Raw genomic sequence first — 14,882 nt, 5'->3', positions numbered from 1 at the left:
TCTATTGTTTTTATGTGTAAATTTTTAAGCTAAATAGTGCTAAAACCATGATTCTTAACTTTATTTAATAATTCTCGGTTACTAGGTAAGTTAGTTACAGCTTGGTTTATCATGCTCTTATTTTTATCAAACTGACTTTTAGCAAAAACAGTATCTTCAAGCATATAGGCAGTTGTGCTGTAGTCACTTTTAAAGCCCATACCATATAAAACATATTGATAACTCGCAGCTGGAAACACCTCATTGTTACTTGTAAAGTCGTGATCAGCAGGGGCGCGGTATTGCCATAGTTTCATTAGATCTTGTAAGCTTTGAGGAATCGTTTTAGGGTCTCTGTTATCGCTCCAAAATGCGTTATCGTCACGGGTTGATAAAATATAATGTAACTTTAAAAAGTCGATTATTTTTTCCCACCTATAGGTAAACGTCTCATTAAAGCGTTTGGCGGTAATATCCATAATATCCCGGGTATGGGGAAGTTGTTCGCTGATCATTTGTGCTGACATTTCTACTAATACCAATGCAGAAGCTTCTAGTGGCTCTAAAAAACCAGCCGAAAGCCCAACCGCAACACAGTTGTTTTGCCAAAAATGTGAGCGGTGGCCACTTTTAATAGGGATTTTTCTAATTGTTAACGACTCTATTTTATCGCCTACATACTCTCTAAGCTTTTCCCTTGCTTGCGACTCGGTACTGTACTTACTGGAGTACACATAGCCCACCCCACGGCGATGCTGTAATCCTATATCCCATATCCAGCCCGCTTCTTGCGCTGTTGAAATTGTATGAGATGCAATACTCTCATTTTCATCTTCATAAGGGACTTGCACTGCTAAGGCGGTATCAATAAACAGCACATCATCGCAAGGCTGAAAAGGAACCTTATAATGCTCGCCTAATAACAATGATGAAAAACCAGTGCAATCGATAAATAAATCACCGCTAATTTCACCTTGTTGCTTTGTAGTAACGCTTGCAATATCGCCATTTTTAGCACTATTGACCTGCGTTACATCAGCTAAAATATGTTTAACGCCTAGCTGCTGCGTACAATGTTTTTGTAAAAAAACGGCAAATTTTGCAGAGTCTAAATGGTAGGCATAATTGGCTATAGCAGCATATTCTGGTGTACGAATTGTTTTAGGGGCAAGCCCTTGCTCACAAATAGCTTCTTGGTAACACACTGCGTTTGAAAAAGACGTTGACTCTGCTGTGTTATTTAACCAATGCCCTGCCATATCGGTTTTTGAAAAGCCCTGCGGCAGAACTAATGGGTGATAGTAAAAATCATCATCGCTGCCATCCACCCATTTGGCGAATTTTGCTCCTTGCTTAAAGCTTGCTTCACACTCGCGTATAAAATCGGTTTCGCTAATACCAAGTGCTATTAATGTACTACGCATGGTAGGCCAAGTGCCTTCACCAACACCTATAATTGGTACATTTGGAGATTCAACTAGCACAACATTAAGACCATCGGGGGTATTACTTTTATGGTCCGCCGCTAATCGACCAGCTGTTAGCCAGCCTGCTATACCACCACCAACGACAACCACTGTTTTTATTTCTTTATTTTGCTGGTTCATGCTTGTTACCTATAAAGGCATATTTAAAAAGTGGCTATTACTAAATGTAAAAGCCACTTTTATTATTTAAGTTAGAAACTTCCACGAACACCTAACGCAAAACGTCGCCCGCTATCTTCAACCATTAGTAATTGATTAGAGAAGCGACCACGTTTGTGTACGTATTCTTCGGTTAAGTTTATACCCTCAAAGAACACCGATACATTTTCGGTAATATCATAGCTGCCACTGGCATCGAATTGTGCATAGTCTTCAACTATCGTCACACCATCACCATTTAACTGTGTTAGTGACTGTACAAAGCTATCGCGCCAGTTATAGGCTAAACGCGCCTGAAATGGGCCATTCTCATAAAAGCCAACCACATTATAAGAGTCGCTTAAGCCTGTTAATGCAAATACTTGAGTTATATCTGCAGGGTCTAGTTCTGCATCACTATCAACAAATGTTGCATTAACCATAAAACCAAAGCCACTATCAAAACTATGCTGTAAGGCTATTTCCCAGCCATCAACAATCGCCGATTCGCTATTATTTGGTAATGTGTTTGTAAATACAGCCGTCGAGTCAGCAGCGTCAGGGTTATCTACATCGTTACCTGTTGAGGGGTCAGTCAACAATCCGCCGTCAGACAATTCAAAGGTTAAATCTTCAGTGGTATTGATAATGAAGTTAGCAACATTCTTTCTAAAGTAACCAGCGGATAAATAACTGGCATCAGCGTAATACCACTCTAATGATAAATCTAAGTTATCAGAGGTAAATGGCTCAAGCGCAGGGTTACCAGAGCTTGATGTTAAATTGCCCCCTTGGCGCGTTGTTTCAATTACTGTTACAGGCGACATACTATCGAGTGTTGGTCGCGTAATTGTTTGTGATACAGCAGCACGTGCTATTAGCTCATCGCTTATTTCAAGCTTTACGCTAAAGTTAGGTAAAATCGCTTCGTAATCTGAACTTGCTGAAATATTTTCTACGGCGCCGAAATTAGCAAGCATTTCTGTTTTATCTAAGATAGTTAACGCGCTAACCGGCTCATCTGTGCCCTTTACTTTTACATCGGTGCTTTCATATCTAAAGCCCGCTGTTGCGTATAAAGGCATGCCTGCAAGTTCAGCTTCAAAATCAAATTCTGTATAAAACGAGAAAGTATCTTCAGTTATCTCAAACGACTTATTACGTTTAACTGCATCAAAACTAATAGGCTGACCATTCGCCGCAGCTATTTGCTCAAGGTACGCAAAGTTTGCCTCTCCATCATGTGCAAGCCATGACGTTGGCATACGACCGCTGCCGCTCACATCACCTAAAAAGTCATCTCCTGCGTCAAATACAAATTGCGCTAAGCCATCCATACTTGGGTCATCTGGGTAACCACAAAAGGTACAGTGAATACCTACGCCTTCGTTGTCCCAACGATCAAGGCTTTTAGTTTCAGTTGAATACATAGCACCAAATTTAACCGAAACTAGGCCTGAGCTGCCATCGTTATGCCAAATGCTATCCCAACGAAACTGATCCACAGTATCTTCTACAGCCCAACCACGGCGAAGCATTACGTGTGCACGGCTGTTGGCTGTATCTAAATGATTTGATACGCCATCAGGTGCAACTGCAGGGTTATAAGCAACACCGTCCAGCTCTTGCTGGCCGCTATAAATGTTAGGGTTAGCAGAGGCAAACTCACTCGCGTAAGGTAAGATACCGCCATCCACTTCAAATCGAACTCGGTTAGCATAGCCAATCAACGATAGCTGATCGCCACCGCCATTATTAGCCTCACGCTTGGCTTTTGAGTGGCTCAAATCAAACTTCATATTTAAGTTATCGTTTACATGCCAATCAAAGTTTAAACCTAATGCGCTAGAGTTGGTTAAACGATCAAACTTTTTAGCGTGCATATCGGTGGCAAGACCTACCTCTTGATATAAATCAACCACAGTGCCATTTTCGTCAACAGTTGGCCCCGCTGCATCACCAAAGCCTTCTAAGTTTGGAGCTGTAAACCAGTGCCCGTAAGACGTTGTGTCTGCTTCTACATCAAAATCTGAATAGAGCGCATCAGCAGTGATAACTAAATCATCTGAAGGTGCATACTGTATAACTAAATTTGCATTAGTGCGTGTACGTGTCTCTGTAGTAACTTTATGATCGTAATTACGTGGCGAAAAAATATTACCGGTGTATGCTTGCCCGCTTTGAGTTTGAGGATTTGGGACGCCCACGTTTTCTAACCAGCCGTCTACCTGTGCCTGATTTAAGCGTGTTTCGCGTTCTTGACGAGAAACGGCAAACAACAAACCCAGTGTGTCATCATTAAATGTATTACTAATTAAGCCAGAAATCTCAGGTGTGGTTTCTTCGCTATTTTCATCGTAAATACCTTTAACACTACCCGCTATTTTAAAGCCACTAATCGCAAATGGACGTGCCGTATTAACGTTTACTGTTGAGCCAATACCACCAGATTGCATAGTGGCCGTTGAGGTTTTAAATACATCTAGGCTTTTAACCAATTCTGATGCAATGGTATCAAAACTAAACGCACGGCTTTGATTTTCAGAGGCCATTTGGCGTCCATTTACAAGCACTGTATTAAACTGAGGGCCAAAACCACGTACTGTAATGAGCTGCCCTTCACCGCCTGAACGGTCTATTGAAACCCCTGTAATACGCTGTAAAGACTCAGCTAAATTTGTGTCAGGAAATTTACCAATATCTTCAGCTGAAATGGAGTCAACCACGCCACCCGCTTCTCTTTTGGCATCCATAGCTCGGCCAAGCGAGCCTCTAATTCCGCGTACTTCAATTATTTCTGGTTCTTGTGCTGCTGTCTCTGCTACTGCAGGGAGCGTTGCCATTGTGCTTAGTACAGCTAGTACAGCACTCGACACGCCATTTTTTTTATAGTTAGCCATGTTGTCAGTTCTCTCGAAGCTTGGATCTATTAAAATAGATATTTGCCCATCTTCGCTAACATGCGGTTGCAACCCTGTGCCATCGAGTAAAATCTGTAATGCGTTTATTATTGAATACTCGCCAGCAATAGTATTTGTTTGTAACTGCTGAATTTTATCCAGCGGAAAAAGCAAAGTAATATCGGCTTGCTCGGCAAAATTTATTAGCGATAAATCGGCCCTTTGTCTAGGAATATTAAACACTGCTTTATCGTTTACAGGGCTCGCTTTTACCTCGGTGGTGAATAAGCTAAAAACCAGCACATAAATTGGTAAACAAAGCGGCAAATGCACATATTCCTTGTGTATAGTTTTTGGCCATACACAGGATGAAGACGAGTGACTTTTTATTTTCCTCCATAAATATTTTTTATTTTTTTCAAATAATTTATTTTTTTGACTAGCCATACTTATTATTACTAAACCTTTATTATTTTTTGGTGTGCAAAAAAATGTTGTGGGGTTTCAACTAAAAAAGTTAAATATATTTTTATATTAATTAATTGGTTATATGAACACGTATAATTATAGAGCTAGCCTATACGTGTTAATAATTTGAAAAACTGTAGTACACTTGGTATTCAAATTACAAGCTTTTAACAACAAGGATTGATAGTGCCTGCAATTTTACAAATAGAAAAACAATTTATTTTAAAATTGAGTAGCGGATTTTTTATTACCAATCGTCTTAAGCTGTAATGGCAAAACAATAACAACAATTGCCAAAACCACACACACACGAGACACACACTCAATGACAAAAGACACACTATTTTATAAGGCTTATCTGGCCTCGCGCAAAGGTCTCTCAAATGTAGTGGCACGCATAGTGCCTCCACATGAAATTGAAGACATTGTGCAAGAAACTTACGTGCGAATTTGTCAAATAAAAAACACTGAAAACATTTGCTCACCAAAATCTTTTATTTATAAAACGGCGCGTAACCTAGCGCTCGATTATCAAAAGCAAGCCAATATACGACTAGTCGATAGTATCGACAACATGGAAGCATTAGAGCAACTCTTAACGGAACATCAGAAAGACGAAATGTACGAAAATGCGCTTACCGATTGCGAATTTTCAAATTTTTGTGAAGCTGTCAGGCTTTTGCCTGTTCAATGCCGTAAAGTGTTTGTATTAAAAAAAGTGTATGGTTATTCGCAGCGAGAAATTGCTGCTCAATTAAACCTTAGTGAAAGTACCGTGGAAAAACATATAGCAACCGGCGTAAAACGTTGTACGCAGTTTATGCGACAATCTGAAAAAAGTGTGTATGGCAAACCTAACTCTTCTTCACAAAAAAGTGCAGGGGGTAGTCATGAGTAATGTCCACCATATAAACGAACGAAATAATAAGGCAGTCGAAGACGTACGCCTTGATTGTGCTAGTGAATGGCTTGCTAAGCTCGATAGAGGTTTAACTAAACCCGAAAAAGACGCATTGCAGCTATGGTTAGCTCAGTCATATAAAAACGTCGAAGTATTACTTGAAGTTGCACACCTATGGGACAAGATGGGTGAACTCAGCCGCTTATCTGATCTATTCCCGCAATCACAATCTAGAAAAAAACGCCTCCCTGTGTGGTTAGGTGCAACGGCCGCTTCTGTTTTATTGGCTGTTGCACTTAGCTTTTTTCAAGAAGCATTTAATTTTTCATTTTTTTATCCCGTTAATCAGTCAACTGTTGTCGCTAAGCAACTTAACTTTCAAACGGGTATAGGTGAAAGCAAGGACATAATTTTGCCAGATAAAAGTGAAATTACATTAAACACTAATAGTTTTGTACAAATAAGATATACCCGAGACTCTCGAGTAATTAACTTACTGCGGGGCGAGATACATATAAATGTGGCGCATGATAAGACACGGCCTTTAAGTGTTATTGCTGGTGATAAAGTTATTCAGGCAGTAGGCACTGCGTTTAATGTTGAAGTGGGTAAAAAACAAATAGAGTTAATAGTCACTGATGGCAAAGTGCTTGTTGCCGAACAAACTAGTTCGCAACCATCAAACCTCCAAAAAAATGGAACAAATAAGCTTGGTAAATATTTATCAAATAACTCTACAGCAGTTTCTAAAGGTGAAAAGCTCGATTTAAGTTTCAAAGGTAAAATAGCTAAGCACGTTGAAAAAGTAGACCCTATAGACGTAGCGGCTAGTCTTTCTTGGCGTAAAGGAAGCCTTATTTTTAGAGGCGAATCTCTTGCCGATGCCATGGCCGAGATTAGTCGATATACGAATATAGACTTTGAGCTTTCTGATGATGAGCGTTTAACAAGGGTACAAGTCGCCGGTATGTTTAAAACAGGCGATGTTAAGGGCTTATTAGAAGTATTAAATAATAATTTTAATATTAGTTATGAAAGAATTAGCCCAGATAAAATTCGTTTAAATTACGCAGATCCAAGCGCTTCAATATAGTACAGTACACAATAATAAAAATCAGGACACACAATCATGACATCATCTTTATCGCCGAGGAATAATAGCTCGGCGCACACATCAAACACGTGCTCACTTTTTTACGTAATTTTTATCTCTGCCGTGGCTGCTATTGGTGGCTTTTTATTTGGTTTTGACTCAGGCGTTATTAACGGCACAGTGTCGGCACTCGGTAATGCATTTAATTCTAGCAGTGTAGCTACGGGGTTTAATGTTGCCTCGGTATTATTAGGATGCGCCTTGGGTGCACTTGCTGCGGGGCCGCTGGCTGATAAGTTTGGTCGCCGTGCAATTATGATCATCACCGCGATTATTTTTGCCATTAGTGCATTTGGGTCGGGCATTAGCGAAAGCTCTGCGGAGTTTATTTTTTACCGTTTATTTGGTGGTTTAGGTATTGGTGCTGCGTCAGTATTAGCGCCAGCTTATATTGCAGAGGTGGCACCACCAGCACTACGTGGTCGTTTAGCTACATTGCAACAACTCGCTATTGTATTGGGTTTATTTGCTGCTTTTTTAAGTAACTACTTAATTGCTGATGCAGCAGGCAGCGCGCAAAATATTTTAATGCTTGATATAGCCGCTTGGCGCTGGATGTTTTGGGCTGAGCTTGTGCCTGCTGTGTTGTTTTTAATCGGTGTTTTGTTTATTCCAGAGTCGCCTCGTTATTTAGTGGCGCAAGGTAAAGTGGATGATGCAAAATCGGTATTTAGTAAAATATCGAACGACAACGTTGATGCGCAAATAAGCGATGTTAAACGCTCATTGCATAGCGACACAAAGCCAAGCATTCGCGATTTATTTATTGATGGCAGTAAAAAAGTACACCCAATTGTTTGGGTGGGTGTTGCGCTTAGTGTATTTCAGCAATTTGTGGGTATTAATGTGGTGTTTTATTACGGCTCTGAGCTTTGGCAAGCCGCTGGGTTTGATGAGTCGCAATCGTTATTTATAAATGTACTCGCAGGCACCACGAATATTCTATCAACCTTTATTGCCATTGCATTAGTTGACAAAATTGGCCGTAAACCACTGCTATTAGTAGGCAGTATTGGTATGTTTATTAGCTTAAGCGCGCTTACTTATATATTTGGTAGTGCAGGCCTTGATGAAGCAGGCAAACTTGCCCTTAGCGATAACATGGGTACGTTTGCACTTATTATGGCTAACTTATTTGTGGTATTTTTTGGCTTAAGTTGGGGCCCTGTTGTATGGGTATTATTAGGCGAAATGTTTAATAATCGTATTCGTGGTGCAGCGCTTGCTGTTGCAGCTAGCGCACAATGGATTGCTAACTTTGCCATTACCATGACCTTCCCTATTATGCTTGCCAACATTGGCCTTGCCGGTGCTTATGGCTTTTATGCATTATCGGCACTTATAAGCATATTTTTTGTTGTTAAATACATAAAAGAAACACGTGGTAAAACGCTCGAATCTATGTAATTTTTAAAAGCGATGATATTAATCGCCAGCAAAAAAAGTAACGGGTGCTAACTACTTAGCGCCTAATCAACAATTATCAATCGAAATGAAACAAACCGGTTTAGGCGCTTCTATTGTTTGGGAAATTTAAAAATGATAACAGAATTCACCCCAGTATCGGCTGCAATAGGCGGGGCATTAATAGGTTTAGCGTGTACGTTATTACTGGTTTTATACGGAAAAATTGCGGGTATATCAGGCATTGTTAAATCTGTATTCGCTAAAGCAAATTCAGACTCTCGTTGGCAGTTATACTTTATTTTAGGGTTGTTGTTGGCAGGAGTGTCTGTAAGGGTATTTGCGCCATCTTTATTAGAAGGCGAATTGCAATTACCACCTTGGCTTATTGTTGTTGCAGGGCTTTTAGTTGGCGCTGGTACAACGTTAGCTAATGGGTGCACAAGTGGCCATGGTGTGTGCGGCATGTCGCGCTTTTCTACTCGCTCTTGGGTTGCAACATGCACATTTATGCTTGTCGCCTTCATTACAGCAAACCTTGTAGGATAAATAATGAAAGCAATTATGATGGTTGTTATAGGCTTTATATTTGGCTTAGGACTTATTATTAGCGGGATGACAAACCCCGCTAAAGTGATTAACTTTCTTACCTATGGAAACCAATGGGACGCAAGTTTAATTATAGTGATGGCTGTTGCCATGCTAATAATGATGCTTACATGGTTATGGGTTGCAACAAAAGAAAAGCCACTTCTTTCAGGAACGTTTAATTTAAGTGATTTAAAAAAAATTGATGCACGCTTAATTATCGGCTCGGTACTTTTTGGTTTAGGCTGGGGTTTAAGTGGTATATGCCCAGGCCCGGGCTTGGTTCAATTAGTATCTCTTAAAATGGAGTTTTTATTGTTTTTTGCAGCCGTGCTAGGCGGTATGTGGTTAGCCAAAAAAGTATAATATTTGCTGCCGACTAAACTCGGCAGCTACTTTTACCCAAACAAAGGTACATAACTTGCTGCAATATATATAAAACTATATTGAACAGGTTTAAGTTATGCTAAATAAAGCGCTGGAATTTTCTAACAACACACCTTGGTTAGGCGCAGCGTCCTCCCTTTTACTTATAGCTATACTACTGTTTTTAATTCGTTTTTTTGTAATGTACTGGCTAAAAAAATGGACTTCAAAAACCAAATTTATATTCGATACTTTACTAATAGAGTCAATATCTAAGCCGCTAACACTGTGCACAATTATTGTGCTACTCACCATTTTAGAGCACGACACTTTCATTATTAGTACTTCTATTTCTCAACAGATCCCTTTTAATAGCATTAATATTGTATTAGCGCTGCTTGCACTTATTATGTTTTTAGACCGCTTTATTATTGGCACTATTAATTACTATGGTAAACAATCTGCCGTGGTTTTTAATTCAAAAAGCATAATTAAAGGCGTGATACGCGTTACATTATCGTCAGTGGGATTACTGGTATTAATGGGCACGTTAGGTATTTCTATTACGCCCATTATTGCCTCGTTAGGTATTACATCACTGGCTGTTGCTCTTGCTTTGCAACCTACCCTCGAAAACTTTTTTTCTGGCGTGCAGCTAGTAATAGATAAACCTATAAGGGTGGGTGATTTTATTGAGCTTGAATCTAAGGAGCAAGGCTTTGTTGATCATATAGGCTGGCGATCTACATGGGTTAAAATGCTACCTAACAATATGATTATTATACCTAATAGCCAATTATCTAAATCGCGTATTATTAATTACTTTTACCCTGAAAAAGAGCTAAGCGTGCCTGTTGATATAAGTGTGCATTACGATTCAGATTTAGAATTTGTTGAACAAGTAACACTTGAAGTGGCTCATGAAATACTTATTTCACACGAATGGGGTGTTGATGATTACAATACCTTTGTGGTTTTTCATACCTTTGATAGATCAAGCATTAACTTTACGGTGATGCTTAGAGCTAAAGAATACTTTAATCGCTTTTGGGTAAAATCTGCTTTTATAAAAGCCCTGCATAAACGCTATAAAAAAGAAGGTATTGTAATCCCCTTCCCTATTACGGCTATTAACACTACTCAAGAAACCGCTAAATTTAATAGTGATAAAAAGGTGCAAGGCGACACTTAAAAAAAAGCGCGAGTAACTCTCGCGCTAATAAGTATTAAAACTTGTAAGTTATTTGCCCAATAATTTCACGAGGGCTGCCAGGAAAGTGGCCGTTTCGCTCACTAAATCCACTTACCGCGTATTCTTTATCAAACAGATTATTAATATTTACACTCAGCAATACGTCGTCAAAGCGACTCGTCCAGCTCATATCAAATACAGTAAATGGTTTTACTTTTTGGCCACTGGTACTCAGTTGCTCACTTACGTAATTTGCACCAAAGGCAATTGATGAGTCAATTGAATCAATAGCGTAGCGAGTCCATAAACCTGCCTGGTGGCGTGGTGCATTAGCAAAGCGCGAACCATCTCCAAATGTATTTGAAAGCGTATCACCCGTTACGCCGTCTACCACTTGCGTATCGTTGTAAGCGTAGTTAGCCGTTACGGTCCAGTGCGCTGATAAATCACCGACTAAAGTTGTTTCAAATCCTCGGCTTTCTACTTCACCTATATTTAAAAGTGCAGCAATGCCATCCCCCGCTCCCGTATCGTCAGGGTTGCTCATTACCACGTTTTCTTTATTAATTTGGTAAATTGCAAAGGTGCTCATTATTTTGCCATCGAGCCATTGGTTTTTCATACCCAGCTCGGTTTGCTTACCGGTTTCTGGTTCTAAATTACCTTCGCCTTCTACATCTTCTTGGTCGGCTGATGATGTAGGGTTAAAGCTCTCTGAGTAATTAATATATACCGATGTGTTTTCTACTGGCTGATAAGTAACAGCAACGCGCGGCGTTATATCGTTATCTGAGTAACTAAAACCTGTTTCTTGATTAAACTCTTTAAAATGGTCATAGCGCAAACCTGCAATTATTGTCCACTGCTCGCCTATGCTAATTACGTCTTGCGCGTATACACCAAATCGATCGGTATCTACGCCATCGCGGTTCATGTCGGTAAGGTTATAAGTACTTGGATCGGTTTCACCGTAGTTTAAATTAAAAATATTTAAATTAGCGACGCCATCGGCCTCATATCGGGCGCGAAAGTAGTCATATTCGGTATCAACGGTGTGGTAATCACCACCAAATAAAAACTGATGGGTTAATTGTCCTTGTCCAAAGTTATAAACAAAGTCGGTGGTTACACTTGCCTCTTTATTGGCACGAAATTGCTTACGGTATTCACGCTTAATCGTTTCATCGTCAATATTGGCAACGCCATCACCGTTTACATCTACCCAGCTTTGCGACTCATGGTAGGCTTGGTCTCGCTCGTTATCCATGTAACGAAACGTAGTACTTAACGAAAAATCATCATTAAAATAATGGCTAAGTTCTGCTTGAAGCACCAAAGCTTCCATATTTTGATAATCAAACGACTCATTCGCGTTATAACTTGGGTCAACTAAAAAGTTACCGTTGTCATCTACCGGTACGCCACGTAAGCGGTTTCCGCCTAGGTCTTGTTTAATGTAGTCAACACTTGTGGTTAAGGTTGTTGAATCTGTTAAATCAAATAACAATCCGCCTGTCAGCTCGGTGTTTTTTGAGTCTGCATTGTTACGAAAGCTGTCTTGCTCTTCATAGTAACCACCCAATCTATAAGCCATTGTATCGCTTAAACCGTCGGTCATATCAAGTGATGCACCACGGGTGTTGTAGTTACCCAAAGTAAGCTTTAGTTCGCGTTTTTGTGTGTAGCTTGGCTTTTTGGTTACGTAATTAATCATCCCACCAGGTTCGCCACCGCCATACAAAGCAGAGGCAGGCCCTTTTAATACTTCAACACGTTCAACATTAAATAACTGCGGTACACCAAAGCCCGAATATGGGTCGCCACGCACACCATCATAAAATACATTGGCGTCATCTCTAAAACCACGAAAAGTTACACCTGAGTAGCTGTATTCACTCACACCCGCAATTGAGCGGTATAAATCGGTAATGTCGCGCGCGGCTTGGTCAGTAATAAGTTGCTCGGTTAATACCTGCGCAGATTGCGGTAATTTAATAAGATCTAAATCCGTTTTAGTACCAATTTTACTTTCGGTTTCTAGGTAAAATTGCTGGGCACGGCCAGTTACTTCTATTTTTTCAATATCGTTATTTTGCTCGGCAAATGCCACATTAGAAAAAGCAGAAAAAGACGCAGCAATACTGAGCGCCAAATATTTTTGGTTAAACATATTGATCCAAAGAAGAGGTTTATAAAACGTTGCGAATGATAACGACTATCATTAACATGTGCAATGTAAATAATTTCATATTCATCCTTATTTTTCGAATGAAGAGTTTTTGAGTAACACACTAAATTTGCAGCTCAGCATTAAAAAAATTAATTAGCATTACTGGAATACAAAATTGATATAATATAACATACCTTTAATTGTAATTTAGTAAGATTATTAAATGATAAATAAACTGCCCGTCACAGTGTTATCAGGTTTTTTGGGGGCTGGTAAAACCACTGTACTTAGCCATATTCTTAATAACAGGCAAGGTAAAAAAGTGGCTGTTATAGTTAACGATATGAGCGATATAAATATCGATGCAGCCACTATTAAAAACGATGTATCGCTCAATCACAGTAACGAAAAGCTCGTTGAAATGAGCAACGGTTGTATTTGCTGCACCCTACGAGAAGACTTACTTGTTGAAGTGGGCAAACTTGCCAAAGATGGGCGTTTTAATTACCTCGTTATTGAATCAACCGGTATTTCTGAGCCATTACCTGTAGCCGAAACCTTCACATTTGCCGATGAAAATGGCGTATCACTGGGTGATATTGCCACCCTTGATACTATGGTAACGGTGGTTGATGCCGTTAACTTTTTAAACGACTACGAACAAGCAAATGATTTACAAGATACTGGCGAATCGTTAGGAGAAGACGACGAGCGAAGCGTAGCCGACCTACTTGTTGACCAAGTTGAATTTGCCGATGTAATCTTAATTAGTAAAACTGATTTAATTAAAAACGATGAATTAAATAAACTCACTGCCATTTTAAATACGCTTAATACTCAAGCTAAAATTATTCCTATTTCAAACGGCCATATTAATATTAACGAAGTGCTAAACACGGGTTTATTTAATTTTGAACGTGCCCAACAAGCACCGGGGTGGCTTAAAGAAATGCGTGGTGAACATATTCCCGAGACTGAAGAGTATGGAATTAGCAGCTTTAATTACACTGCGCGCCGCCCATTTGACCCAGAAAAGTTTTATAACTTTCTTCATAGCACCGAACAATTTGGCAAACTTATTCGCTCAAAAGGTTATTTTTGGTTAGCAACACGCCCTTTATTTTGCGCGCAGTGGAGCCAAGCAGGCGGTATAGCTCATTACGGATTTGCTGGTATGTTTTTTAAAGCCATCCCCCAAAAAGACTGGCCTACAGAGCCTGAACTGCTTGCTGACATAAATAATAAATGGGTAGAACCCTTTGGTGATATGCGCCAAGAGCTTGTGTTTATTGGTCAATCATTAAATAAACAAGCGATGATTAAAGCGCTTGATGACTGCCTACTACCAGAAGATGCGGTACTTAAGGGTAAGGACTTTTGGAGAACCTATAACGACCCGTTTCCTATTTGGGAGGAAGAGTAATGAATGCCCTAGCCCCAATAACTGCGCAAATAAAGCCTGCGGAACCGCTGTACCGAAAAGCAGCTAAAGAGTGTGACGCCGATGTATTGCCACAAATTTATAACCAAGACACTAACATTGTTATTTGGCAAAGAGACCTTGAGCAAACATTAACAAATGCAGTTAATACTCTCATTAGCGCAAATGCTTTAAAGCCACTAGAGCTTGCGGTATCGCCCGATGATGCGTTTGATCAATTAATAAAAACGCTTAAGCCAGAAGATAATAACCGCGATGAAGTTAAAGCGCTGTGTGAAGATATCGCACTGTTGGTTGAAATGTTTTGCTGCCTGTTTGATTTAAAACGCGCCGGTTTAAGGCTAAAAATATTAGATAAACCCATGTGCCCGCGTTTTCATGTAGACAAAATTCCGTGCCGGCTAGTTACTACCTATCAAGGTGTTGCTACGCAGTGGTTAAATCACAGCGATGTAAACCGCTCAAAGCTAGGTACTGGTAATTTAGGTAGACCCGATGAAGAGTCTGGCTTATTTAAAAGCCTAAATAATATTAATCAACTCAAGCAAGGTGATGTTGCCCTGCTTAAAGGCGAGTACTGGGATGAAAACGAAGGTGCAGGGCTTGTACATCGCTCACCAGCGGTGGCTGCAAACGAGCAACGCTTATTACTTACGCTCGATTTTATCTAAAATTTGTTGTGGTGATAAACGCTA

11 protein-coding genes are annotated in these 14,882 nt (G+C 39.9%); 8 read left to right on the top strand and 3 right to left on the bottom strand.

What is annotated here, in order from left to right; genetic code table 11:
* Positions 1-29: 29 nt before the first annotated feature.
* Together H5120_RS11250 and H5120_RS11245 are read right to left on the bottom strand one after the other, a co-directional pair.
* Positions 30-1,586, bottom strand: a complete 1,557-nt coding sequence (locus tag H5120_RS11250; protein WP_182674401.1) for a tryptophan halogenase family protein — start codon at positions 1,584-1,586, stop codon at positions 30-32.
* A gap of 71 nt (positions 1,587-1,657) precedes the next feature.
* Complete coding sequence (locus H5120_RS11245; protein ID WP_182674400.1) at positions 1,658-4,951, bottom strand: TonB-dependent receptor; 3,294 nt, start codon at positions 4,949-4,951, stop codon at positions 1,658-1,660.
* 346 nt (positions 4,952-5,297) lie between these two features.
* On the opposite strand from H5120_RS11245, the gene H5120_RS11240 reads away from it, so the two are divergent.
* The 6 genes from H5120_RS11240 to H5120_RS11215 all read left to right on the top strand — a co-directional run bounded on the left by H5120_RS11240 (position 5,298) and on the right by H5120_RS11215 (position 10,576).
* A complete protein-coding gene (locus H5120_RS11240) occupies positions 5,298-5,870 on the top strand; it encodes an RNA polymerase sigma factor (protein WP_002958279.1) in 573 nt (190 codons plus the stop codon).
* Positions 5,863-6,966, top strand: coding sequence for a FecR family protein (locus tag H5120_RS11235; RefSeq protein WP_182674399.1), 1,104 nt, complete (start codon positions 5,863-5,865; stop codon positions 6,964-6,966). The genes H5120_RS11240 and H5120_RS11235 overlap by 8 nt, the downstream gene beginning before the upstream one ends.
* A 36-nt stretch (positions 6,967-7,002) precedes the next feature.
* Positions 7,003-8,433, top strand: a complete 1,431-nt coding sequence (locus H5120_RS11230; protein ID WP_182674398.1) for a sugar porter family MFS transporter — start codon at positions 7,003-7,005, stop codon at positions 8,431-8,433.
* Between the two features lie 132 nt (positions 8,434-8,565).
* Positions 8,566-8,979, top strand: coding sequence for a YeeE/YedE family protein (locus H5120_RS11225; RefSeq protein ID WP_182674397.1), 414 nt, complete (start codon positions 8,566-8,568; stop codon positions 8,977-8,979).
* Between the two features lie 3 nt (positions 8,980-8,982).
* A complete protein-coding gene (locus H5120_RS11220; RefSeq protein WP_182674396.1) occupies positions 8,983-9,384 on the top strand; it encodes a DUF6691 family protein in 402 nt (133 codons plus the stop codon).
* A gap of 97 nt (positions 9,385-9,481) precedes the next feature.
* Complete coding sequence (locus H5120_RS11215; protein ID WP_182674395.1) at positions 9,482-10,576, top strand: mechanosensitive ion channel family protein; 1,095 nt, start codon at positions 9,482-9,484, stop codon at positions 10,574-10,576.
* Positions 10,577-10,610: 34 nt separating this feature from the next.
* On the opposite strand, the gene H5120_RS11210 is transcribed toward H5120_RS11215, so the two are convergent.
* Positions 10,611-12,746: a TonB-dependent siderophore receptor gene (locus H5120_RS11210; RefSeq protein ID WP_182674394.1), complete on the bottom strand. Its 2,136-nt coding sequence runs from the start codon at positions 12,744-12,746 to the stop codon at positions 10,611-10,613.
* Positions 12,747-12,969: 223 nt separating this feature from the next.
* Between H5120_RS11210 and zigA the strand changes: the two genes are divergently transcribed.
* Both zigA and H5120_RS11200 read left to right on the top strand, forming a co-directional pair.
* Entirely contained in the window at positions 12,970-14,169 is a 1,200-nt protein-coding gene (gene zigA / locus H5120_RS11205) for a zinc metallochaperone GTPase ZigA (RefSeq protein WP_182674393.1), read from the top strand.
* Positions 14,169-14,858: a DUF1826 domain-containing protein gene (locus tag H5120_RS11200; protein WP_154903567.1), complete on the top strand. Its 690-nt coding sequence runs from the start codon at positions 14,169-14,171 to the stop codon at positions 14,856-14,858. The genes zigA and H5120_RS11200 overlap by 1 nt, the downstream gene beginning before the upstream one ends.
* Positions 14,859-14,882: the final 24 nt, after the last annotated feature.

The organism is Pseudoalteromonas sp. SR43-2, from assembly GCF_014163885.1.
GTDB classification, from domain to species: domain Bacteria; phylum Pseudomonadota; class Gammaproteobacteria; order Enterobacterales; family Alteromonadaceae; genus Pseudoalteromonas; species Pseudoalteromonas distincta.
This window is presented reverse-complemented; position numbering and strand designations above follow the sequence as displayed.

Excerpts from the sequence above, each read along its gene's own strand:
- H5120_RS11250 (WP_182674401.1), bottom strand. The coding sequence starts at position 1,586 with ATGAACCAGCAAAATAAAGAAATAAAAACAGTGGTTGTCGTTGGTGGT.
- H5120_RS11235 (WP_182674399.1), top strand. The coding sequence starts at position 5,863 with ATGAGTAATGTCCACCATATAAACGAACGAAATAATAAGGCAGTCGAA.
- H5120_RS11230 (WP_182674398.1), top strand. The coding sequence starts at position 7,003 with ATGACATCATCTTTATCGCCGAGGAATAATAGCTCGGCGCACACATCA.
- zigA (WP_182674393.1), top strand. The coding sequence starts at position 12,970 with ATGATAAATAAACTGCCCGTCACAGTGTTATCAGGTTTTTTGGGGGCT.
- H5120_RS11200 (WP_154903567.1), top strand. The coding sequence starts at position 14,169 with ATGAATGCCCTAGCCCCAATAACTGCGCAAATAAAGCCTGCGGAACCG.
- H5120_RS11245 (WP_182674400.1), bottom strand. The coding sequence starts at position 4,951 with ATGGCTAGTCAAAAAAATAAATTATTTGAAAAAAATAAAAAATATTTA.
- H5120_RS11225 (WP_182674397.1), top strand. The coding sequence starts at position 8,566 with ATGATAACAGAATTCACCCCAGTATCGGCTGCAATAGGCGGGGCATTA.
- H5120_RS11215 (WP_182674395.1), top strand. The coding sequence starts at position 9,482 with ATGCTAAATAAAGCGCTGGAATTTTCTAACAACACACCTTGGTTAGGC.
- H5120_RS11240 (WP_002958279.1), top strand. The coding sequence starts at position 5,298 with ATGACAAAAGACACACTATTTTATAAGGCTTATCTGGCCTCGCGCAAA.
- H5120_RS11210 (WP_182674394.1), bottom strand. The coding sequence starts at position 12,746 with ATGTTTAACCAAAAATATTTGGCGCTCAGTATTGCTGCGTCTTTTTCT.
- H5120_RS11220 (WP_182674396.1), top strand. The coding sequence starts at position 8,983 with ATGAAAGCAATTATGATGGTTGTTATAGGCTTTATATTTGGCTTAGGA.